Origin of the sequence: Microbacterium testaceum StLB037, from assembly GCF_008763945.1 — a bacterium.
Taxonomy (GTDB): Bacteria; Actinomycetota; Actinomycetes; order Actinomycetales; family Microbacteriaceae; genus Microbacterium; species Microbacterium testaceum_G.
Genome location: NZ_VTQH01000001.1, coordinates 1482788 through 1504049 on the forward strand (window position 1 = coordinate 1482788; position 21262 = coordinate 1504049).

At 70.0% G+C, this 21262-nt stretch carries 20 protein-coding genes; 13 read left to right on the forward strand and 7 right to left on the reverse strand.

The genetic code is table 11. The features are described 5' to 3' along the window. Positions 1 to 3: 3 nt before the first annotated feature. Complete coding sequence (locus F9B98_RS06935; RefSeq protein ID WP_150954738.1) at positions 4 to 1377, forward strand: ATP-dependent DNA helicase; 1374 nt, start codon at positions 4 to 6, stop codon at positions 1375 to 1377. 3 nt (positions 1378 to 1380) lie between these two features. Here F9B98_RS06935 and F9B98_RS06940 read toward each other — a convergent pair whose 3' ends face one another. Next, positions 1381 to 2034: a heme oxygenase (biliverdin-producing) gene (locus tag F9B98_RS06940; protein ID WP_150954741.1), complete on the reverse strand. Its 654-nt coding sequence runs from the start codon at positions 2032 to 2034 to the stop codon at positions 1381 to 1383. A 186-nt stretch (positions 2035 to 2220) separates the two neighbouring features. Here F9B98_RS06940 and F9B98_RS06945 point away from each other — a divergent pair, with 186 nt between their 5' ends. The 5 genes from F9B98_RS06945 to F9B98_RS06965 all read left to right on the forward strand — a co-directional run bounded on the left by F9B98_RS06945 (position 2221) and on the right by F9B98_RS06965 (position 7447). Continuing rightward, positions 2221 to 3492 carry a serine hydrolase domain-containing protein gene (locus tag F9B98_RS06945; protein WP_150954743.1) on the forward strand — a complete coding sequence of 424 codons (1272 nt, stop codon included), beginning with the start codon at positions 2221 to 2223 and terminating at the stop codon, positions 3490 to 3492. Between the two features lie 7 nt (positions 3493 to 3499). After that, on the forward strand, positions 3500 to 4408 hold the full coding sequence (locus tag F9B98_RS06950) for an EamA family transporter (protein WP_150954746.1): 909 nt from the start codon (positions 3500 to 3502) through the stop codon (positions 4406 to 4408). 70 nt (positions 4409 to 4478) lie between these two features. Continuing rightward, positions 4479 to 4808 (forward strand): DUF3140 domain-containing protein, encoded by a 330-nt coding sequence (locus F9B98_RS06955; protein ID WP_150954749.1) that lies wholly within the window; start codon positions 4479 to 4481, stop codon positions 4806 to 4808. Positions 4809 to 4879: 71 nt separating this feature from the next. Continuing rightward, a complete protein-coding gene (corA, locus tag F9B98_RS06960; protein WP_150954752.1) occupies positions 4880 to 5878 on the forward strand; it encodes a magnesium/cobalt transporter CorA in 999 nt (332 codons plus the stop codon). Between the two features lie 60 nt (positions 5879 to 5938). Further along, positions 5939 to 7447 carry an amino acid permease gene (locus F9B98_RS06965; RefSeq protein ID WP_150954757.1) on the forward strand — a complete coding sequence of 503 codons (1509 nt, stop codon included), beginning with the start codon at positions 5939 to 5941 and terminating at the stop codon, positions 7445 to 7447. Between the two features lie 19 nt (positions 7448 to 7466). Here F9B98_RS06965 and F9B98_RS06970 read toward each other — a convergent pair whose 3' ends face one another. Next, the gene (locus tag F9B98_RS06970; protein WP_150954760.1) at positions 7467 to 8648 is read right to left on the reverse strand and encodes a 4-hydroxybenzoate 3-monooxygenase; all 1182 of its coding nucleotides are present in this window, start codon (positions 8646 to 8648) and stop codon (positions 7467 to 7469) included. Positions 8649 to 8818: 170 nt separating this feature from the next. Next, positions 8819 to 9571 (reverse strand): IclR family transcriptional regulator, encoded by a 753-nt coding sequence (locus F9B98_RS06975; RefSeq protein ID WP_150954763.1) that lies wholly within the window; start codon positions 9569 to 9571, stop codon positions 8819 to 8821. 90 nt (positions 9572 to 9661) lie between these two features. Here F9B98_RS06975 and pcaH point away from each other — a divergent pair, with 90 nt between their 5' ends. From pcaH to F9B98_RS07010, 7 genes are all read left to right on the forward strand, one after another. Beyond that, positions 9662 to 10474, forward strand: coding sequence for a protocatechuate 3,4-dioxygenase subunit beta (pcaH, locus tag F9B98_RS06980; RefSeq protein ID WP_150954766.1), 813 nt, complete (start codon positions 9662 to 9664; stop codon positions 10472 to 10474). Further along, positions 10471 to 11028 carry a protocatechuate 3,4-dioxygenase subunit alpha gene (pcaG, locus tag F9B98_RS06985; RefSeq protein WP_191966704.1) on the forward strand — a complete coding sequence of 186 codons (558 nt, stop codon included), beginning with the start codon at positions 10471 to 10473 and terminating at the stop codon, positions 11026 to 11028. Before pcaH ends, pcaG begins: the two co-directional genes overlap by 4 nt. After that, positions 11018 to 12388 carry a lyase family protein gene (locus F9B98_RS06990; RefSeq protein ID WP_150954769.1) on the forward strand — a complete coding sequence of 457 codons (1371 nt, stop codon included), beginning with the start codon at positions 11018 to 11020 and terminating at the stop codon, positions 12386 to 12388. The genes pcaG and F9B98_RS06990 overlap by 11 nt, the downstream gene beginning before the upstream one ends. After that, positions 12385 to 13158, forward strand: a complete 774-nt coding sequence (locus tag F9B98_RS06995; protein ID WP_150954772.1) for an alpha/beta fold hydrolase — start codon at positions 12385 to 12387, stop codon at positions 13156 to 13158. The genes F9B98_RS06990 and F9B98_RS06995 overlap by 4 nt, the downstream gene beginning before the upstream one ends. Next, positions 13158 to 13562, forward strand: coding sequence for a 4-carboxymuconolactone decarboxylase (gene pcaC / locus F9B98_RS07000; RefSeq protein ID WP_150954775.1), 405 nt, complete (start codon positions 13158 to 13160; stop codon positions 13560 to 13562). Before F9B98_RS06995 ends, pcaC begins: the two co-directional genes overlap by 1 nt. A 201-nt stretch (positions 13563 to 13763) precedes the next feature. After that, positions 13764 to 15065 carry a DUF6379 domain-containing protein gene (locus F9B98_RS07005; RefSeq protein ID WP_150954778.1) on the forward strand — a complete coding sequence of 434 codons (1302 nt, stop codon included), beginning with the start codon at positions 13764 to 13766 and terminating at the stop codon, positions 15063 to 15065. Positions 15066 to 15076: 11 nt separating this feature from the next. Further along, entirely contained in the window at positions 15077 to 16552 is a 1476-nt protein-coding gene (locus F9B98_RS07010; RefSeq protein WP_150954781.1) for a DUF6379 domain-containing protein, read from the forward strand. A gap of 82 nt (positions 16553 to 16634) precedes the next feature. On the opposite strand, the gene F9B98_RS07015 is transcribed toward F9B98_RS07010, so the two are convergent. The 4 genes from F9B98_RS07015 to F9B98_RS07030 form a co-directional block, all read right to left on the reverse strand. Then, positions 16635 to 17285, reverse strand: a complete 651-nt coding sequence (locus F9B98_RS07015; protein ID WP_150954784.1) for a TetR/AcrR family transcriptional regulator — start codon at positions 17283 to 17285, stop codon at positions 16635 to 16637. Positions 17286 to 17310: 25 nt separating this feature from the next. Beyond that, positions 17311 to 18747 (reverse strand): GH39 family glycosyl hydrolase, encoded by a 1437-nt coding sequence (locus F9B98_RS07020; protein ID WP_191966705.1) that lies wholly within the window; start codon positions 18745 to 18747, stop codon positions 17311 to 17313. A 19-nt stretch (positions 18748 to 18766) separates the two neighbouring features. After that, complete coding sequence (locus F9B98_RS07025) at positions 18767 to 19930, reverse strand: FAD-dependent monooxygenase (RefSeq protein ID WP_150954789.1); 1164 nt, start codon at positions 19928 to 19930, stop codon at positions 18767 to 18769. Positions 19931 to 20104: 174 nt separating this feature from the next. Beyond that, complete coding sequence (locus F9B98_RS07030; protein ID WP_103208565.1) at positions 20105 to 21043, reverse strand: LysR family transcriptional regulator; 939 nt, start codon at positions 21041 to 21043, stop codon at positions 20105 to 20107. Positions 21044 to 21262: the final 219 nt, after the last annotated feature.

The following is a 21262-nucleotide window of genomic DNA, read 5'->3' on the forward strand; positions in this document are numbered from 1 at the left end:
CCGGTGACCACGCCGCCCCTCTCCGCCGAACAGCAGGCGCTGTTCCGGCTGATCGAGGACACGCGAGAGCACGTGTTCGTCACCGGCCGTGCCGGCACGGGCAAGTCGACCCTCCTGCAGCACCTGGCGTGGAACACCAAGAAGCAGATCGCGGTGTGCGCTCCCACGGGGGTCGCCGCGCTCAACGTCGAGGGGCAGACGATCCACTCGTTGTTCCGCCTGCCGATCGGGCTCATCGCGAACGGCGACATCGACCAGAACGACGCCACCCGCAAGATCCTCAACGCCATCGACACGCTCGTCATCGACGAGATCTCGATGGTGAACGCCGACCTGATGGATGCCATCGACCGCTCGCTGCGTCAGGCTCGAGGGCGGCGGTCGGAGCCGTTCGGCGGCACGCAGATCGTGATGTTCGGCGACCCCTACCAGCTCGCCCCGGTGCCGCCGCGGGGCGATGAGATGCGCTACATCCGCGACCACTACCGCTCGTTCTGGTTCTTCGACGCGAAGGTGTGGTCGGGAGAGGCCGCCAGCGACGGGCTCATCGACATCGGTCGGCACGGCGCGGATCTGCACGTCAACGAGCTCGTCGAGATCCACCGGCAATCCGACCCGGGGTTCAAACAGCTCCTCAACGCGGTGCGGTACGGGCGCGTGACGGCCGAGATGGCCGGCATCCTGAACACCGCCGGCGCCCGCACGCCGCCGCACCCGGCCGACGGCGAGCACCCGATCATCACGCTCGCGACCCGCAACGACCGCGTCAACACGATCAACCGCAAGCACCTCGACGAGCTCATCGGCCGCACGCAGACCGCGAACGCCGAGATCTCGGGCGACTTCGGTCGCGGTGAGGCGAACTATCCGGCCGAGATGGAGCTGACTCTCAAGGTCGGCGCGCAGGTGATGTTCCTGCGCAACGACGCGGCGCAGTTCGGTGAGGCGCCGCGCTGGGTCAACGGCACGATCGGAACCGTCACGCGGATCGCGGGCGACAGTGTGCGCGTCGAGGTCGACGGCATCCAGCACGACGTCGAACCGGCCGTGTGGGAGAGGTACCGCTACGCGTACGACCCCGGGACGAAGAACCTCTCGCGAGAGATCGTCGCCGAGTTCACGCAGTTCCCGTTGCGGCTCGCGTGGGCCGTGACCATCCACAAGTCCCAGGGCAAGACGTACGACCGCGCGGTGGTCGACCTCGGCGCGGGCGCCTTCGCCCCCGGGCAGACCTACGTCGCGCTCAGCCGCTTGACCTCGCTCGACGGCCTCTATCTGACGCGGCCGCTCAAGCCGAGCGACATTCGCGTCGACGAAGACGTGCGCCGCTTCATGAAGCAGGCGTGGCTCGCGCGGCAGGACACCGCGAAGGCGTGAGCCCTACGCGACCCGGCCGGCCTTGGCGCGCGTGAGGTCGGCGAACAGCTCGGTGGTGAAGCGGTAGGCCACGAGCACCTCGGCGATGACCCGCTCCTTCTCGTGGTCGTCCCACGGGGCGGCGTCGAGCTGCTCGCGATAGACGGTCTTGAATGCCTTGGGGTCGGCGATGTCGCCGAACAGCAGGAAGCCGATGCCGTTGGTCTCGAATCCGAAGCGGCGACGCATGAGGCGGCCGATCGAGGGCCCACCCGACAGGTCGCCGAGCAGGCGGGTGTAGTGGTGGGCGACGAAGCCGCCGGGCCAGGTGGCGGCCACGCGGCGGATGCGCGAGACGTAGGCCTGCGTGGTGGGCAGCGGCGAGATGCGTTCGCGCCAATCGGCCCCGATGAGGAAGTCGAGATCGGCCTCGAGAGCGGGAAGGCGTGAAAGGCGGCCGTGGAGGAACACGGATGCCACGGGGTCGGTCCGCAGACGCGTCGCCGCCTCTTCGAGGGCGGCGTAGATGAACCAGTGCTGGGCGATGAGGGCGATGTAGTCGTCGCGCGTGCCGGCGCCGGTGATCAGGTCGGTCATGAACCCGTCGCACTCGTTGGGCGAGTGCGCGCCGCTGGACCGCTCGCGCAGAGCTGTCGAGAACGGGACGACGGCGTTCATGCGGCCATCATACGCACAGAGTTAGGTTCCCCTAACCCCCATTTCCCCCGGAAACCGCTGTCGCCTGGCTGGTCGTGATGCAGACGTGACGGTAACGAGGGCGCAAGCGCCGCTTTCGTTCAGGTGCCATGTGTTTGAATCTTCGGAGCGGGTGCTTCGTCGCGCGCGGAAGTGCGGGGGTTTCACATGCGGGCATGGCGTCGTTCCGCGGCCATCGCGATCGCGGGAGCGAGTGCTCTCGCCGTCGTGCTGAGCGGCTGCACGCCGGAGGGCTCGGTGTCGGTGAACGTCCCGGCCCAGGTCGATGCGCCGCTGCCCGAGGCCACGGTCGCCGAACTGCAAGAGGCGGTCACCTCGGCCATGACCGCGACCGGCTCCACCGGAGCGATCGTCGGCGTCTGGGCCCCCTGGAGCGGCACCTGGGTGACGGGTCTGGGCACGCAGGGACCCGGTGGGGCGGAGGTCACGGCGGATCTCGGATTCCGTGCGGCCGATGTGACCGGCGCGATGACGTGCGACGTGCTGTACCGCCTGGCCGCCGACGGCACCCTTTCCCTGAGCGACCCCGTCACCCGCTGGGTGAGCAACCTCCCCGGCTACGAGGACATCACCCTCCGTCAGCTCTGCGACGGCACCTCCGGTCTCGCGTCGTACACCGCCGAGCTCGACGGCCTGGTCGCGAACAACCCCGAGCGCGTGTGGAACCCGCGCGAGCTCATGGCCTACGGCATCGCGAGCCCGCGCACCAACGCCCCCGGCGTGTCGTTCTCGGACTCGGCGACCGACTACGTCGTCGCGGGTCTCGCGGCCGAGCGCGCCGCCAACGAACCTCTCGCGAAGCTGATCGCGGAGCGCGTGACCGGACCCCTCGGGCTCGACGCGACGGGTCTGCCCGACGCGGCCCCCGCCGCCCCGGCCGACTCCTCGCTGCAGGGGTACTGGTCGCAGAAGAACGCCGAGGGCGCCTGGAACTGCACCGACCCGCGGGAGTACACCACCATGTCCTCCAGCTACGGCGGTGCGGCCGCCGGGGCCGTGACCGACATCACCGACCTCGGCCGGTACGCCCAGGCCCTGGCCACCGGCGCGCTCCTGCCCGCCGAGAACGACCGGTTCGCCGCCCCCGTGCCCGTGGGAGGCGACCAGCCCACGTGGTTCACCTCGGCGGGAGGCGCCTTCCAGGCCGGCTCGCTCATCGGGCAGTACGGATCGACTCCCGGCTACCTCGTCGGCGCGTTCGCCGACCCGACGACGGGCATGTCGGTGGCGGTCGTGCTGAACAACTCCGGAGGCAACTCCACCACCGGTGCGTGGCTCGCGTGGGAGCTCGCGGCGATCGCCTCGAAGGCCCCCGCCGCCCAGGGCCAGACCGCGCCTCAGGCGGGCCTGCCCTGGACCTCCGAGCAGATGCGCGACAACATCAACGCCAACGCCATCTGCTCCGCTCCCGCCGGATGACCCGGCGATGACCGCCCGCGGCGGGCAGGGGTCGGCAGCCGCGCTCGTGCTCGTCGGGCTGGCGTGCCAAGAGGTCGGCGCCTCGTTCGCGGTAATGCTGTTCCCCGACACCGGGCCCCTCGGCATCGTCATGCTCCGGCTGCTCTTCTCGGCGGTGCTTCTGCTGATCATCGCCCGCCCGCGCCTGCGCGGACACACCCGCCCGGCGTGGCGCTCCGTGGTCGGGTTCGGTGTGGTGCTGGCATCCATGAACGGGCTCTTCTACCTCGCTCTCGAACGGCTGCCCCTGGGCGTGACCGTGACCATCGAGGTGCTGGGGCCCTTGACGCTGTCGATCCTCACGGCGACGGGCGCGGCACGGTGGCTGTGGGCGGGTCTCGCGCTCGCGGGCGTCGTCGCCCTCGGGGCGGGCGGGTGGGATCGCCTCGATCCGCTCGGTGTGCTCTTCGCGCTGGGCGCCGCGGTGAGCTGGGCGCTGTACATCCTCGCGTCGGCGCGGGTGGGCCGCGAGTTCCCGCGGCTGGACGGTCTCGCCCTCGCGATGGCCGTGGGGGCTCTGATCGCGCTGCCGTTCGGGATCGCCCAAGCGGGTTCGGTGCTGCTGCGGCTGGACATCCTGGGTCTCGGCGCCGCTGTCGCCCTGCTGTCGTCGACGATCCCGTACGCCCTCGAGCTGGTGGCGCTGCGCCGCCTGGCGGCCTCGGCGTTCGCGATCCTCATGAGCCTCGGGCCCGCCACCGCCTCGATCGCGGGGTTCCTGCTGCTCGGCCAGCACCTGTCGTGGCTCGAGCTCATCGGGATCGCCCTCGTCATCACGGCCAGCATCGGCGCGGTGCTCGCCGCCGCCCGTCGCGGCGTCGGGGCGCGGCATCCCGGACGGGACGCCGAGGAACCTCTGAGCGAGCCCATCGGCTGAACGGATGCCATGACCCCGGCGCCTACGCAAGGGGTCTGCCCCGCCGGTGGGCGGTGACCAGGATGACGGCATGAGCGACGACCAGGAGCAGACGAAGAAGGACTTCGACGAGGCGGTCAACATGTCCGCGAGCGAGCTGAAGAAGTGGCTCGACACCGACGAGTCGAAGTCCGTGGGGCAGAAGAAGGACGGCGGCGAGTCGACCGGTCACGAGAGCGGGCGGCACATCGTGCGCATCCTCGAGAAGAAGAAGGCCGATCTCACCGACGACGACTACGCCCACATGCGCAAGGTCGTCGGCTACGTCAAGCGGCACAGCGCGCAGAAGCCGAAGGGCGACATCACCGACACCGACTGGCGCTACTCGCTGATGAACTGGGGCAACGACCCGAAGAAGTGAGCCCGTAAGGAGATCGTTAGGGCCGGCGCGACGGGGCCCGGGACCATAGGCATCCGGGGTAGAACGGACACATGCCCATCATCGACAGCGCCGTGTACGTCGACGGACGCCGGATCGAGAACCCCTCGAGCCTCGACCAGACCTTCGAGTACATGGAGGCGCACGGCGGGATGGCGTGGATCGGGCTGCTGCGCCCCTCGCCCGAGGAGCTCGAGCGCGTCGCCGCGGAATTCTCGCTGCACCCCCTCGCCGTCGAGGACGCGCTGTCCGGACACCAGCGCGCCAAGCTCGAACGCTACGGCGACAACCTCTTCGCGGTGCTCCGCCCCGCCCGCTACATCGACGAGACCGAGACGATCGAGTTCGGCGAGCTGCACGTGTTCATCGGCGCCGACTACGTCGTCACGGTGCGGCACGCGGAGGTTCCCGATCTCGCCGCGGTGCGCAGGCGGCTCGAGAAGAACCCCGACCTGCTCGCGCGGGGGCCGGAGGCGGTGCTCTACGCGATCCTCGACGAGGTCGTCGACCAGTACGACCCTGTCGCGCGCGGCCTGCAGAACGACGTCGACGAGATCGAGGACCAGCTCTTCGGCGAGGGCGGCGCGGATCTGACGCAGCGCATCTACGAGCTGGCGCGAGAGGTCATCCACTTCCAGCGTGCGACCGAGCCCCTGCGCGACATGCTCGAAGCCCTGCTGCGCGGGGCCGACAAGTACGGCGTCGATCTCGAGTTGCAGCGGTCTCTGCGCGACGTGCTCGACCACGTGCTTCGCCAGTGCGAGAAGCTGACGGCGCTGCGGGCGATCCTCGACAACGCCCTCACGGTCAACGCGACGCTGGTGACGCAGCGCCAGACCGACACCTCGCTGAAGCAGAACGAAGAGGTCAAGAAGATCTCGGGCTGGGCGGCGATCCTGTTCGCACCGTCGCTGGTGGGCGGCATCTACGGCATGAACTTCACGAACATGCCCGAGCTCAACTGGACCTTCGGGTACCCGATGGCGCTCGCCCTGATGGCCGCCACCTCGGTGGGCCTGTGGTTCGCCTTCAAGCGCAAGCACTGGCTCTGATCGCCCGATCCGCGCTTGTCGGATAGCCCGTTGCGCGAATCGAGTGGTTCGATGGGGGGCATGAACGACACCCCCTCGCGCTCAGGCGACGCCGCCGAGCCGACGACCACCTCGACCGTTCAGCTCGAGGACAGCGGCTATCACAAGCGCCTGACGTCGCGACAGGTGCAGATGATCGCCATCGGCGGCGCGATCGGAACGGGTCTGTTCCTCGGCGCCGGCGGCCGCCTCGCGCAGGCCGGCCCCGCGATCGTGCTCTCGTACGCGGTGTGCGGACTCTTCGCCTTCTTCATCCTGCGCGCGCTCGGCGAGCTCGTGCTGCACCGCCCGACGTCGGGGTCGTTCGTCTCGTACGCGCGCGAGTTCTTCGGTGAGAAGGCCGCGTTCGTGTCGGGCTGGTTCTACTGGATCAACTGGGCCACGACCACGATGGTCGACATCACCGCGGCCGCGCTCTACATGAACTTCTTCGGCAAGTACGTGCCGTGGATCGCCGCCGTGCCCCAGTGGGTCTGGGCGCTCGCGGCCCTCGTGACGGTCCTCGCGGTCAACCTCGTCTCGGTGAAGGTGTTCGGCGAGCTGGAGTTCTGGTTCGCGCTCATCAAGGTCGCCGCCCTCGTGGCGTTCCTGCTCGTGGGCATCTACTTCGTGATCTTCGGTACCCCCACGGGCGCCCCCACCGGGTTCTCGCTCATCGCCGACAACGGCGGGTTCTTCCCCAACGGCATCCTGCCCGCGATCATCCTCATGCAGGGCGTCGTGTTCGCGTACGCGTCGATCGAACTGGTCGGCACCGCCGCGGGCGAGACGAAGAACCCCGAGAAGGTCATGCCGCGCGCGATCAACTCGGTCATCTTCCGCGTCGCGATCTTCTACGTCGGCTCGGTGCTGCTGCTCGCCCTGCTGCTGCCGTACACGGCCTACACGAAGGACGAGAGCCCGTTCGTGACGTTCTTCGGCTCGATCGGCGTGCCCGGTGTGGACGTGATCATGAACCTCGTCGTGCTGACCGCCGCCCTGTCGTCGCTGAACGCCGGGCTGTACTCCACGGGGCGCATCCTGCGGTCGATGGCGGTGGCGGGATCGGCGCCGAAGTTCGCCGCGCGCATGAACAAGGCGGGCGTCCCCTACGGCGGCATCGCGATCACGGCGGTCGTCGCCCTCCTCGGCGTCGCCATCAACTACGTCAACCCCAGCGACGCGTTCGAGACCGTGCTGAACGTCGCGGCGGTCGGCATCCTGGTGACCTGGGCGACCATCATCCTCTGCCAGATGAAGTTCAAGCGCCTCGCCGACCGGGGTGAGCTCGTGCGGCCGGCCTTCCGGCTGTTCTGGGCGCCCTACACCGGGTACGCGACGCTGGTGTTCCTCGCGGTCGTGCTGGTGCTGGTGTTCATCGACTCTCCCGCGACGCTGCTGGTGGCGGTGCTGGCGAGCATCGCGATCACGATCGGCTGGTTCGCCTGCCGCAAGCGCATCGCCGAGCTCGCGGCCGAGCGCGAGGGGTACACGGGCACGGTGCCGGTCGTGCCGAGCCCGTTCCCGAAGCCGCGCGACAAGAAGGACTGAGCCGGCGGGGCGCCGCCGGTCAGGCGTCGAAGGGCCAGCCGCAGTAGGCCTCGGCGAGGTAGGCGCGGCCGTGCTCGGACTCCACGACGGTGCGCAGTTCGCCGACCTGGCGTCGGCGGTCGAAGTCGGTGGCATCCGGAGCCACGTGCAGCAGGCTCGTCATCCACCACGAGAAGTGCTGCGCCTTCCAGATGCGGCGGCTCGCCGTCTCGGGGTAGGCGTCGAGCAGGCGCTCGTCGTTCTCGTGCAGCAGGGACTCGAGGGCGGCGGCGAGCAGCCGCACGTCGGCGATCGCGAGGTTCATGCCCTTCGCTCCCGTGGGCGGCACGGTGTGCGCGGCGTCTCCGACGAGGGCGACACGACCGCGGCGCAGCTCGTGCGCGACGAAACTGCGGAAGCGCAGCACGTCGCGCTGGAAGATCGGTCCCTGCTTCAGCGTCGTTCCCGGGACGCGCTTCTGCAGCTCGGTCCACAGCTGCTCCTCGCTGTAGGCCGCGGTGTCGGTGTCGGGGTCGCACTGGAAATACATGCGCTGAACGGTGTCGGAGCGCTGGCTGACCAGGGCGAAGCCGTCGGGGGAGTTGCTGTAGATGAGCTCGTCGGCGCTCGGCGGCGCCTCGCACAGGATGCCGAACCACGCGAAGGGGTACTCGCGGAAGTAGCCGCCCGTGCTCGACCCGGTGACGGCGGCGCGAGCGACGCTGCGCGAGCCGTCGGAGCCGACGACGAACTCCGCCTCGATCTCGAACGGCTGACCGTCGGCGTCGCGGGCGATAACGCGGGGCCGGTCGGTGTCGGCGTCGTCGACGCGCTCCGCCGTGACGCCGAACCGCAGGTCCTGACCGGCCTCGAGCCGGGCGGCGATCAGGTCTTTCAGTACCTCGTGCTGGGGGTACAACCAGACGGCACGACCGACGGATGCCGCGAAGTCGATGCGGTGGCCCTCACCCTCGAACCGCAGCTCAATGCCGTCGTGGCGGTGGCCCACGGTGCGCGCGCGCGAGGCGTCGCCGAGGGTGTCGAGCAGTTCGACGGTGCCCTGCTCGAGGATGCCGGCGCGGATCGTGCTCTCGATCTCGTCGCGCGAGCGCTGGTCGATGACGACGGACTCGATGCCCGCCCGGTCGAGCAGGTGCGAGAGCAGGAGCCCGGCGGGGCCGGCGCCGACGATGGCGACGCGGGTGCGGGTGGTGGTGGTCATGGCGTCTCCTTCGACGGGGGCTGTGTCGATGGTGGCCCGCTCGACACCCGCTATCGCGTCTCTTCCCGTTGATCAGGAACCGGCATGACCCGCGTGAGGTGCCGATATCTGTCGCCTGGAGGCCCCCGCAAGCGACAGATATCGGCGCCTCACGCGAGTGGGGGCGGGGGCTAGCGGCGGTAGCCGAGGGCGCGCTCGGTGTCGCGGGCGGCGCGGTGCAACTCCACCAGCGCGAATTGGGTCTCGGCGTCGCGCGGGAGCACAACCGACAGGGCGGCGATCACCGCGCCGGTCTCGTCGCGCACGGGCACGGCGACTCCCGTCGAGACGCTGTCGACGTAGCCGGGGGCGATGACCCGGCCGAGGCTGCGGATCTCGGCGAGCACTCGGCGAAGAGTCGCCGGGTCGACGATCGTCTCGGGCGTGACGGCGCGCAGGGGACCGGCGAGCACGCGCTCCTGCAGATCGTGCGGGGCGAAGGCGAGCAGCACGAGTCCCGACGAGGAGGCGTGCAGCGGCAGGCGCCCGGCGACGCGGGTGATGTTGGCCCCCGAATCGGGGGCGCTGAGGCGTTCGAGGAAGAGCGCCTCCTCCTGCTCGAGGATCGCGAGCTGCGTGTGCTCCCGCACGCGCTGCTGCACACGCTCCATCGACGGCAGGGCCGCTTGCCGCAGGCGCAGCGCGTGCGAGGAACGCGTGGCCAGCTCCCACAGACGCATCCCCACGCGGACCCGGCGCTCCTCGTCGCGCTCGAGCAAGCCGGCATCCACCAGCTCGTTCACGATCCGGTGCGCCGACGAGCTCGGCAGACCCGCCCGGCGCCCGATGTCGGACGTCGTCTGCGCGGTACGCGTGGGCGTGAAGGTCTCGAGGATGCGCACCAGGCGGTCGGTGACCGAGTCGCCCGAGGGGGAGTTCGCCATGGGGCCAGGATGCCACGGTTCCCATTCAGCGGGAACGTTCCGCCACGGCGCGGGACCGTGCCAGAACATGGAGGGGTCGAAGGAGACCCCATGACGAACGCCCCCGCCGCGGCCCCCGAATCGCTGCTGGCCGCTCCCGACCAGGCGACGCAGGACGAGATCGTCCGCGAGATCCACGCCCGCCACGCCGAGCTCGACGCCCTCGACGCCGCGGGCGAGCGCGTCGCCGCGACCGCGCACGACTTTCCGGCCTATCGGTCGAGCGTGCTGCGGCATCCGACCAAGAATCCGAAGCTCGTCGACCCCGAGACCATCGAGCTGTTCTCGCCGGCGTTCGGTCAGCGTGACGTCGCCGCCATCGAGTCGGACCTCACCCTGCAGCACGCGGGGGAGCCGCTGGGTGAGCGCATGACGGTGCAGGGCCGCCTGCTCGACTCGTGGGGGCGCCCGGTGGCGAACCAGCTCATCGAGATCTGGCAGGCGAACGCGGCCGGCCGCTACATCCACCAGCGCGACCAGCACCCCGCGCCCCTCGACCCGAACTTCACGGGAGCCGGTCGCGCGATCACGAACGACAACGGCGAGTACCGCTTCACGACCATCAAGCCCGGCCCCTACCCGTGGAAGAACCATCGCAACGCGTGGCGCCCGGCGCACATCCACTTCTCGGTGTTCGGCTCGTCGTTCACGCAGCGGCTGGTGACGCAGATGTACTTCCCCGGCGATCCGCTGTTCGCGCTCGACCCGATCTACAACTCCATCCACCGGCAGAAGGACCGCGACGCCCTCGTCGGCGTGTACGACCACGACCTCACCTCGCCGGAGTGGGCGACGGGGTACCGCTTCGACATCGTGGTCGACGGGCCGGATGCCACCTACTTCGAGCAGGAGGGCGACGAGTGATCCCCGCCAAGACGCACCGCGCGACCCCCGGCCAGACGGTCGGCCCGTTCTTCGCCTACGGCCTGGAGTACCCGAAGCAGCACGAGGTGGTCTTCCCGCACTCACCGGGCGCGATCGTGCTCTCGGGCACGATCTACGACGGAGCGGGAGCGCCGATCCCCGACGCCCTCGTGGAGATCTTCGGAGCGGATGCCGACGGCTCGGTGCCCCGCGCGCGGGGCGCGTTCCGCCGCGACGACCACACGTTCACCGGGTTCGGGCGCGCCTTCACCGACGACGAGGGGCGCTACTCGTTCTGGACGCGCGAGCCGGGTGGCATCCGGGGCCGTGCGGGGTTCTTCGCTGCGATCGTGTTCGCGCGGGGTCTTCCCAACAAGCTGCACACGCGCATCTACTCGCCCGCCGACGAGGCCGCGCTCGCCGCCGATCCGCTGCTGTCGTCGCTGTCGAGCCCGGAGCGCGCTAGCCTCGTCGCGACCCGGACGCCCGACGGGTACCTGTCGCACGACATCCGACTGCAGGGCGAGAACGAGACGGTGTTCCTTGCCTTCTGATCCCCCCGCCGTGATCGACTCCGGGCTGCTCTCGCCCGTGACGGTGGGCCACGACGCGCTGGTGTCGGACGCCCTCCTGCTCGACGACCTCGTGCGGGCGGAGTGCGCGCTCGTGACGGCGTGGGTGGAGCTGGGGGTCGCACCGCGCGAGGCGCGGACGCAGATCGACCGGGTATTCGGCATCCAGGAGAAGTACGGCTCTCCGGCGCGGGGTCTCGACCGCGACCGCCTCATCGCGGAGTCGGTCGCGGGGGGCAACCCCGTGATCCCGCTCGTCGGCATGCTGAGGGACAAGGTACGGGCCGAGCACCGCTCGTGGATCCACCGCGGGGCGACGAGCCAGGACATCCTCGACACCGCGCTGATGATGCTCGCCCGGCGCGCGATGGACCAGGTCGCCTCGTCGCTGCGGATCGCCGGGCAGCGGGCCCGCGAGCTCGCGGTCGCCCATGCCGACGAGGTGGCGGCCGCGCGCACGCTCACCCAGCACGCGGTTCCCACCACGATCGGCGCGCGAGCGGCGACCTGGGCGCGGGGGATCGAGCGGGCCTCGAAGCGCCTCGACGACCTGTCGTACCCCGCGCAGCTGGGGGGAGCGGCGGGAACCCTCGCCTCGTTCGTGCAGATCGCCGGCTCCGAGGAGGCGGCCGCGGCGCTCCCCGCGGTGTACGCCCGCGCGGTCGGCTTGGACGCCCCCGAGGCTCCGTGGCACGTCACGCGCTGGCCGGTCACCGAACTCGGCGACGCCCTCGCGCAGGCGATCGACGCCGTCGGCAAGATGGCCGCGGACGTCTCCACCCTCAGCCGCACCGAGATCGGCGAGGTGTCGGAGGGGGTGGGCGGGGGCTCGTCGGCCATGCCGCAGAAGCAGAACCCGGCCGAGGCGGTGTTGATCCGCTCCGCCGCCCTGCGGGCGCCCGGTCTCGTCGCCACGCTGCACCTCGCGGCATCCCTCGCCGTCGACGAGCGACCCGACGGAGCCTGGCACGCCGAATGGCCGACGCTGCGCGAACTGCTGCGGCTGGCGCTGGGCGCGACGCGGCACGCGGCCTCGATGGTCAGCCACCTGCGGATCGACGTCGACGCGGCGCGACGCAACGCCGGGGTCACCGGCGGGCGGCTCGTGAGCGAGCGACTGCGCGGGGTTCTCGTCCCGCTCATCGGCGCGGCGCGGTTCTCCGAGCTGTTGGCCGGCGACGGCGATCTGTCGGAACGTCTGAGGGGGCTGCCGGAGGCCGCGGGCCTCGACGTCGACGCGCTGCTCGACCCGAACGGCTATGCGGGGCTGGCCCCGCGACTCGCGCGCGGCGAAACGCACACCGGCGTGGGCGACGCGGCGCAGGGAGGAGCAGGCGCATGAGCCTCATCTCCCTGACCGCGCCGGTCGGACCCGCCGACGCCCCGCTCGTGGTGCTCGGGCCCTCGCTCGGCACCTCGACGATCCTCTGGGATGACGTCGTGCCCCTGCTCGCGGACGACTACCGCGTCGCGGCGTGGAACCTCCCCGGCCACGGCACCGGGCCCCGGGTGAACGAGGCGTTCACCGTCGGCGATCTCGCGGATGCCGTGGCGGCGACCGTGCCCGACGAGACGTTCCTCTACGCCGGGGTGTCGCTCGGCGGGGCGGTCGGGCTCGAGCTCGCGCGGCGACACGGCGAGCGTGTGCGGGGCGCCGCGATCGTGGCATCCGGGGCCGTCCTCGGCGATCCCTCGTCGTGGCGCGAACGGGCCGCCCAGGCGCGGTCGCAGAGCACCTCGAGCCTCATCGTCGGCTCGGCCCAGCGCTGGTTCGCTCCCGAGTCGATGGCCCGCCGCCCCGAGCTCAGCGGGCGCCTGCTACACGTGCTGCAGGACGCCGACGACGAGAGCTACGCCCGGTGCTGCGAGGCGCTCGCCGCGTACGACGTGCGCGCGACGCTGGGTGAGATATCGGTTCCGGTGCTCGCCGCATGGGGAGCCTTCGACCAGGTCGCCCCCGAGCCCAAGGCGGTGGAGATCGCCGAGGGCGTGCAGCGCGGGACCATCGCGCGCATCGACGACGCCGGGCACCTGCCGCCCGCCGAACAACCCGAGGCCGTGGCGGCGCTGCTGCGGTCGTTCTTCGCCTCCGTGCGGGGAGAGGACGCCTGATGCCCACAGACCAGGAACGCCACGACCAGGGCATGGCCGTGCGCCGCGCCGTGCTGTCGGACGAGCACGTCGATCGTGCGACGGCCGCGACGACCGAGCTCACCGCCGACTGGCAGGACTTCATCACACGCGTGGCCTGGGGTGACGTCTGGTCGCGCCCGGGTCTCGACCGCCGCTCGCGCTCGATCGCGGTGCTGAGCTCGCTGATCGCGCACGGTCACCACGAGGAGCTCGCGATGCACCTGCGCGCGGCGCTGCGCAACGGCCTGACGATCGACGAGATCCGCGAGGTCATCCTTCAGGCGGCGATCTACTCGGGCGTGCCGGCGGCCAACACGGCGTTCCGGATCGCGTCGCAGGTGTTCGCGGCGGCGGATGAGGGGGCCGGCGGCGACGGGGAGTGAACCTCGAGGCCGTGGGTCGCGCTCGTCACGAAAACAGGGGATGTGACCAGAACAGGCCGGTTCCGCGCGGAGCGGCCTGTTCTCGTTGCATCCCCTGTGCCTGTGACGCCGCGATCTGATGCGGGGGATCAGGAACGCTTATGTCTGAATCCGGCATAAGCGGGTAGCGTCGACAGCGAACCCCACAGAGAGTGAGCGACGATGCTTCTCGAAAGAGACCTCATCCAGTCCGTCGGATTCCGAAACGTCCGCCAGAACGGCGAGATCACCGGCTTCCAGTTCCGCGTGCGCATGCCGTCGTACCGCGGCATGGCAGCCTCGTTGATCGACGGCATCGGCGTCAGCATCCCGAGCCTGGTGGATGTCGCACCCGACGTCCCGCTGTGGACGCTGCAGGGACGGCAGTACTCGCTCGCCGAGCTCTGGGACGGCGACGGCGTGCGGTGGCCGCTCGAAGACGCGGCGGTCATCTTCGTGCCCCTCGCCGGTGGCCTGCCCGACGGCGTGCACGAGCTGTCGATCGAACTGCGCCTGCGGATGTCGTACATCCCGCAGGAGCACCAGCCGAGCACGTACCGCGTCACCAAGCACGTCACGCTCGCCCCCGAGGCATCCGGTGCTCCCTTCCGCTACGGCGTCTCGCTCTACAGCTACATGACCGACTTCGGCACCGTGATGGACCTCGAGACCGCGATGGCCTCGATCGCCGACCTCGGCGCGACGGGCCTCGAGATCCTCGGCGAGGCGCACATCCCGAACTACCCGAACCCCTCCGACGAGTGGGTCGACCAGTGGTTCGCGCTGCTGCAGAAGTACGGTCTCGAGCCGACGAACTATGGCTCGTGGATCGACACGCGCCTGCACTCCAGCGGCCCGAACGGTCGCGACATGACGGTCGACGAGGGCGCTGCGGCCCTCCAGCGCGATCTGCGCCTGGCCAAGCGCCTCGGCTTCCGCTTCGTGCGGCCGAAGATCGGCGTGGTGTCGGGGGATCTCGTCCCGCACCCGATCTGGACCGAGGTCGTCGAGGCGTCTCTCCCGCTCGCCGAAGAGCTCGACGTGATCATCTGCCCCGAGATCCACTCGCCGACGCCCATCAAACACGAAGTCGTCGACGACTACATCGCCCTCATCCGCCGCACCGGCACGAAGCACTTCGGCCTTCTGCTCGACACCGGCATCTTCCAGGACCGCCCGATCCCGCTGAAGCCCGGCGAGCTGCCGGGTCAGCGTCCGGCGTTCCTGGACGGCATCCACGTCGATCCGAACGACGTGTTCGACGTGATCGAGAACGTCGTGTTCATCCAGGCGAAGTTCCACGACATCGACGAGAACCTCGAAGACCAGCAGATCCCGTGGGAGCCGGTGCTGAAAGCACTGAAGGACGCGGGCTACACCGGCTACCTCTCCAGCGAGTACGAGGGCGAGCGCGAGCCGTGGCGCTCGATCGAGCAGGTGCGTCGTCAGCACTCGCTGATGCGCCAGATCGCCGACCGGATCTGAGGGAGACGGACATGCCCAACGGACTCATCCACGACGACAGCCTCCGCGCGCACCCCGACGGGCTCGCGCTGCGACTCACCATCCCGTGGTACCGCAGCCTCTGGCTGTCGTCGGTCACGACGCTCGAACTCACCGTCGACGGGGAGCGGGTGGATGCCGACGACCTCCGCGTCGAGTTCGGTGACGCCTCGTACCGCCTCGACGAGCTGCCCGAGCAGAGCGAACGCCTCTGGTTTTTGCAGGAGCACCCGCTGCTCGTGGCCCGCCGCTCCACGCCCGTCGTACTCGGCGAAACGCACGACATCGTGCTGCACGGCGAGCTGCGTCTGCCCTACATGCAGATCGCGCCGGGGACCGACGGCGGGCCGGGGATGTACGTGCCGAACGTCGTCCACGACGTGAGAACCCTCACGGTCGTCGACGCGGATGCCGGGATTCCGGCGCTCGTGTCAGACGTCACGCCCCCGCCGCCCGCGGCCGAGGACGACCCGTTCCAGCTGGGCCTGACGCTGTACTCGGCCAGCGCGGAGTTCCGCGCGGGGTACTTCGACTTCGACGGTCTGCTCGACCGGGTCGCGGAGCTCGGCATCGGTCCGGGCATCGAGATCGTGGCATCGCAGATGGTGCCGACCTACCCCGTCGTCGGTGACGAGTTCGTGCGCACCTGGCGCGCGGCCTTCGATCGGCACGGGTTCGTCGAGAGCTCGTTCGGGGCCAACCTCGACATGGGTCGCCGCCGCGATCGCGACATGACGCCCGACGAGGAGTTCGCCTTCTCGAAGCTCATGTTCGAGGGCGCGAAGAAGCTCGGCTTCCCGCTGGTGCGGATCCAGAGCGCCAAGCCCGAGCTGCTGCGCCGTCTGCTGCCGATCGCCGAAGACCTCGAGCTGAAGCTCGCCTACGAGATCCACGCGCCGATGGGGCCGAACGCCGAGCCGATCCTGCGCGTGCGCGAGACGTACGCCGAGCTCGACTCGCCGCTGCTCGGCTTCGTGGCCGACTTCTCGTCGACCATGCACGCGATGTCGCCGACGCTACTGCGGGCCGTCCGCCGCGCGGGACTCGACGACGAGGCCGTGGCCAAGCTGCAGGAGATCTGGGCGACGGATGCCACGATGCAGGCGCGCCAGCAGCAGTTCCTCGGCTACCTTCGGGGCCGTGACTTCGACCCGGGTCGGCTCGGCTCGTTCGCGCACCTGGCCTTCAACATGCACGGACACGTGGACCCGCGCGAGTGGGCCGACATCATGCCGCAGATCCTGCACGTGCACGCGAAGTTCTACGACATCGACGAGAGCGGCCAGGAGCCGGCGATCGACTACCCCGAGCTCGTGCGCGTGTTCGTCGAGGGCGGGTACCGCGGCTTCTGGTCGAGCGAGTGGGAAGGGCACGCCTTCGCCGAGCTCGGCGAGGTCGACCCGCTGCTGCTCGTGCGGCGCCAGCACGACCTCATCCGGGCCTCGATGCGGGCGATGACCGTGGGCTGACCCTCCCCTCGAAAGGATCCGGGGAGGCTCTCATTCGGAGCGACCGGGTGCGGACGCCTCCAGCTCGTCGGGCCGTCGAGGGTCAGCCAGCCGACAGCGACAGGAACACCGTGCGCATCAGCCGCTCGAGCAACTCAGACCAGCGGTAGGCGTCGTGTGGCGTCGCGGTCGCCGTCACACCGAGGCCGAGATATCGCACGCACACGCTGTAGAAGACCTCGAACGCCCAGATGGCGTCGTCCTTCGTCAGCCGGACGCCGTGCGCGGAGGCCGCGGCCAGAAGGGCGCGGACGAACACGGCCTGCCCGGCGTCGCCGGAGCGTCGACCGCGCGCGAGGATCTCGACATCGTCCACCCCCATCACGAAGAAGGGGGAGAGCAGGTCGCGGTTCTCGCGCAGGATGCCGGCGTAGACCGCGACGATCTCGGCCGTCGCCGTCTCGAAGTCCGTCGCGCCGATGCCGGCGGACGCGACGCGTTCGGCGGTCTCGACATCGAGGCGGTCGAACTCCTGCGCCTGGATCAGGCGCAGCAGTTCGGCCTTGCCCGAGACTCGGCCGTAGATCGAGCCGATCGACACCTCGGCACGCGCGCTGACCTCGGCGAGCGAGAACTGACCGGTGTCGCGCTCGTGCAGCAGCGCGAGGACGGCGGCGCGGACCCTCGCGAACGAGTCGCGACTTCGCTGCTGCTTGGGCTCGGACACCCCGCTCGCTCCCTCTCTCGTCGCCATCGTCGTGCTCTTTCCGTTTCCGCCCTCAGGCCCTCAGCTCCACGAGGAACACGGACTGCGGCTCCAGGGCGAGGTCCATCCGCAGGCTCCCCTCCGCCGACACCGCGACAGGGGCGGGGCCCTCGACCGCGCCGGATAGCGACGTGACGGTGGCCTGCACGGTGGCATCCGCCCAGGGGAGGTTCTGCAGGTCGAGGCTCACCCGTTCCACCCCCTCCGATGCCAGATCGGGACGCTGCGGCGGGAGGGTGAGCCCCAGTTCGATGCGCTGCTCGCCGATGGGGATGCGAAAGGTGAAACGGTCCTCGGCGCGTGGGGCGAGGGCGCTGTCGGGGGCCACGTAGTTCGTCACGAGGACGCGGACGGTGTCGCCGTCGCGCCCGGCGGCGACCGCCAGCCCCGACGCGTCGCCCCCGGTGGCCTCCAGCCTCCGCCCGGTGAGCGCCCGACCCGCGAGGACGAGCGCGCGCGAGCGCTCGTCGGGCCGCCCGTCGACGTCGCCGACCCCGCCCGGGTCGACGAACCCATAGTGCGGATCGCGGCCGGTGTCGGCGCGGAAGAAGAACGCGTGGTCGATGACCGTGTCCTGCAGCGCGATCGCCGTGGCCGCCATGAACGCGCCCTTCTCCGGCGCCGGTGCGGTGCTGCTGGGCACCGCGAGGTAGTTCCAGTAGCTGAGCGTCAGGTCGGTGTCGGTGAACCCGTGACCATCGAGCACTGCGCGCAGCTCGCGCGCCACGTAGCGATAGTCCATCGGATCGCGGCTGCCATCGGTGAACCACAGGAACGAGAAGAAGTGCAGCGGCAGGTCGTTCTCACGCACGAACGTCAGGAAGCCCTCGCGGTAGGGCGAGTCGGCCTCCAGCGAGAAGGCGACCGAGGGGCCCCCGACGGTCAGGGACGCGTCGACGCGGTGCACCGCCTCGCAGAAGGCGCGGTACATCGCGTAGAACTCCTCCGGTCGCCCGGCGAAGTGCAGCGGCCCAAAGTCGGGCTGATCGCCGAATTCGTAGAGGCGCACGGGCGTCGCCGGGCCGCCCGCCCACCCCTGGGAGTAGTGCCGGACGATGTGCTCGACGACCCGGCCGTACACCTCGACGTCGGCGGCGGGCAGCTTGTTCTTCGGGATCGAGCTGGCCACGGTGAACAGCACCTCGGCGCCGATGGAGTGAACCGCGTCGACCCACGCATCGGTCGCGGCGAAGTTGTAGCTGGCCGGGTCGTCGGGGTCGGCGCTCCAGTCGGGGAAGAGGCTTGTGGGGTCGTCGCGGGTGTCGAGGCGCGAGATCCAGTCGAACGAGCGCACGAGGGTCACCCCCGCCTCGCGCCACAGGGGCGTCATGTCGGGGAAGTCGGGGTAGGCCGCGACGGGGCCGGGTACGCCACCGACGCCGTTGAGGGAGCGGAACATGCTCTCGCGGCCGGCGTCCACGACGAGGGTGCGGGTGGGGGTGTGCGACACGGGTGTCTCCTCGGGGGTCTCAGTAGGGCATCCGCAGGAGGCGGTTCGCGTACTCGTTCGCGATCGGCTCGTCGTGACGGAGATGGTCGATGCGCGCGGCATAGGTCTCGTCGGTGACCGAGTCGAATTCTTCGAGCATCGACTCGATCGAACGCTCGTGCACCGCGCGCACTCGGGGCAGGCGGCGCTTCATGAATTCGAGCTGGGCGTCGAGCAGAGACTGATCCTTCGCGAGCTCCTGGGCGAGCACGACGCCGTCTTCGATGCTCATCGCCGCTCCCGATCCGAGATAGGGCGTCATCGTGTGGGCGGCGTCACCCAGGATCATGATGCGCCCGCGGAACCACGGGTAGGGCACCCACACCGTCGAGTACGGGGTGTAGGCGACGTTCTCGGCGTGACGGACGTCGTCGAGCGCGTCGGCGAGGAAGGTCGACCCGCGCGTGAGGGACGCGGCGCGATCGTGCATGATCTCGGCCATCTTGCTCGCGTCGTAGCGCGGGCGGCCCTCTTCGGCCACGGTGAGCACCATGTACATGGTGTCCTCCGACAGGGGCGTGAGCATGATCTTGCCGCCGTAGCCCTGGCAGATGATCGGCTGCGTGATCTTGCGACGGTTGGGGAGACCCGCGCGCCAGGCGACCCCACCCACCGGGCGCGGAGCGTACTTCTCGCCGAAGTACTCGCGGCGGATTTGGGAGTTCAGACCATCGAAGCCGAGCACGAGGTCGTAGTCGGCGTCGTCCCCGGTGCTGAACGTCACGGTCGCGCTATCGGCATCCTGGGCGATGTCGGCGACGGTCGTGCTCATGTGGAACGTGGCGCCGTTGGCGAGGGCGTGGCGTGCGGCCATCTCGAGGAACGCCATGCGCGACATCGTCACGCATCCCGGCAGGCCCTCATCGCGGGTGCCGTAGCTCATGGTGCTCAGCAGGGTGCCGTCGGCGTCGTAGTTGTCGATGCCCGGGGCGGGATGGCCGATCTCGAGGACATCGTCGAGCAGTCCGATTTCGCGCACCGCGCGCAGGCCGTTGATGCGGAGGCCGAATCCGACGCCGGCGACGCTGATCTCGGGCTTGTCGTCGATGACGTCGACGTGCGCACCGATCCGGGCGAGGGCGGATGCCGTGGTGAGGCCGCCGATGCCGGCGCCGACGATCAGTATTCTCAACGGGTTCGACATGGGTGCTCCTCCTCGAGCGGACGGCCGGGCCCGCGGGGGTGCGCGCCTCACCGAATCAGAACGTTGATTCTGATTTCAGGCTAAGGACGGGCCGGTCGCGCTCACAACGACCGCACCTCGACCGTCGTGGATGCCGTCCATCACGATCGGTGATGCGGGCGGCACCCGCCCGTCTCACTGCGGTGCGTGCCCCGCGGCGATCACTCGGCCGGCCTCGGCGAAGAGGCCGCGCATCCACTCGTGCTCGGGATCGCGGTTGTGCGAAGGGTGCCACCACAGGGCGCTGACGATCGGTGTCGCCGCGAACGGCAGGGGCACCACGCGGATGCCGCCGATGCGCAGCAGGTGGGGGGCGAGGGCGGACTGCACGAGTCCCACGCGCCGCGTTCCGCTGACGAAGTGCCCCACCGAGAGGAAGCTCTCCAGCACCACCTCGATGTGCGGTTCGACGCCGAGCTGCTGGATCTGGCGGGCGGCCGAGGTGAAGGCCGAACGCGACTGGAAGGTGAGCACCCACGGCAGGTCCGCGAGGTTCTGCATCGTGAGCGACTCGCCCACCTCGTCGTTGTCGTCGGCCACGACCGCCAGCCAGTCGTCCTGCCAGAGGTCGAGGTAGGGCAGCTCCGACACGGGACCGTGGGGGATGACCATGGCGTCGGCCGAGCGCAGGCGGTTCGCGGCGTCTTCCACGATCCCGGGGTTGTGCAGCATGTAGCGGAAGCGAACGCCCGGCGCTTGCTCCGCTGCGAGCTGTGACACGACGGTTCCGACGGTGACGAAGCCGTAGTCGGACCCGTAGATCGAGAACTCGCGCGTCGACTCCGCCGGAGACCACGACGCCTGGCTGTCGAAGACGCGTCGGGCTGCTTCGAGGGCCGTGCTCGTGTGATCGGTCAGGCGGACGGCGAACGGCGTGAGCTCGTAGGTGTTACCGCGACGGGCGAGGATCTGGTCGTTGAAGTGCGTGCGAAGGCGCGCGAGAGAGGCGCTGAGCGCGGGCTGGCTCAGGTGCAGACTCTCGGCGGCGCGCGTGACGCTGCGCTCGGTGAGCAGCGCGTCGAGCGCCACCAGGAGGTTGAGGTCGAGGCGCGAAAGCGCCGAATGGTCGGTCACCACGGCGTGATCCTTCGCTCGGGAAAGCTGTCTCGGGATCGTATCAATACCGTCTATGTCACAGCTAGGCGCCATACTCCGGAACGATGGTCACGGTCCTCCGCGCCTTATGTGCTGCATCGCGAAGACTTATGTGCGTTTTCTGCGCAACGCGCCGATACTGAGTCACACAGCACAGGCGCTCCCACCGAAGGGCTCGCCGACAACGTCGTCAGAAAG

Coding starts and splice junctions, on each gene's coding strand:
- F9B98_RS06950 (WP_150954746.1), top strand. CDS start 3,500: ATGACCGCCCGCGGCGGGCAGGGGTCGGCAGCCGCGCTCGTGCTCGTC.
- F9B98_RS06970 (WP_150954760.1), bottom strand. CDS start 8,648: ATGACCACCACCACCCGCACCCGCGTCGCCATCGTCGGCGCCGGCCCC.
- F9B98_RS06945 (WP_150954743.1), top strand. CDS start 2,221: ATGCGGGCATGGCGTCGTTCCGCGGCCATCGCGATCGCGGGAGCGAGT.
- F9B98_RS07010 (WP_150954781.1), top strand. CDS start 15,077: ATGCCCAACGGACTCATCCACGACGACAGCCTCCGCGCGCACCCCGAC.
- pcaH (WP_150954766.1), top strand. CDS start 9,662: ATGACGAACGCCCCCGCCGCGGCCCCCGAATCGCTGCTGGCCGCTCCC.
- pcaC (WP_150954775.1), top strand. CDS start 13,158: ATGCCCACAGACCAGGAACGCCACGACCAGGGCATGGCCGTGCGCCGC.
- F9B98_RS06975 (WP_150954763.1), bottom strand. CDS start 9,571: ATGGCGAACTCCCCCTCGGGCGACTCGGTCACCGACCGCCTGGTGCGC.
- F9B98_RS07015 (WP_150954784.1), bottom strand. CDS start 17,285: ATGGCGACGAGAGAGGGAGCGAGCGGGGTGTCCGAGCCCAAGCAGCAG.
- F9B98_RS07025 (WP_150954789.1), bottom strand. CDS start 19,930: ATGTCGAACCCGTTGAGAATACTGATCGTCGGCGCCGGCATCGGCGGC.
- corA (WP_150954752.1), top strand. CDS start 4,880: ATGCCCATCATCGACAGCGCCGTGTACGTCGACGGACGCCGGATCGAG.
- F9B98_RS06940 (WP_150954741.1), bottom strand. CDS start 2,034: ATGAACGCCGTCGTCCCGTTCTCGACAGCTCTGCGCGAGCGGTCCAGC.
- F9B98_RS06965 (WP_150954757.1), top strand. CDS start 5,939: ATGAACGACACCCCCTCGCGCTCAGGCGACGCCGCCGAGCCGACGACC.
- F9B98_RS06955 (WP_150954749.1), top strand. CDS start 4,479: ATGAGCGACGACCAGGAGCAGACGAAGAAGGACTTCGACGAGGCGGTC.
- F9B98_RS07005 (WP_150954778.1), top strand. CDS start 13,764: ATGCTTCTCGAAAGAGACCTCATCCAGTCCGTCGGATTCCGAAACGTC.
- F9B98_RS06995 (WP_150954772.1), top strand. CDS start 12,385: ATGAGCCTCATCTCCCTGACCGCGCCGGTCGGACCCGCCGACGCCCCG.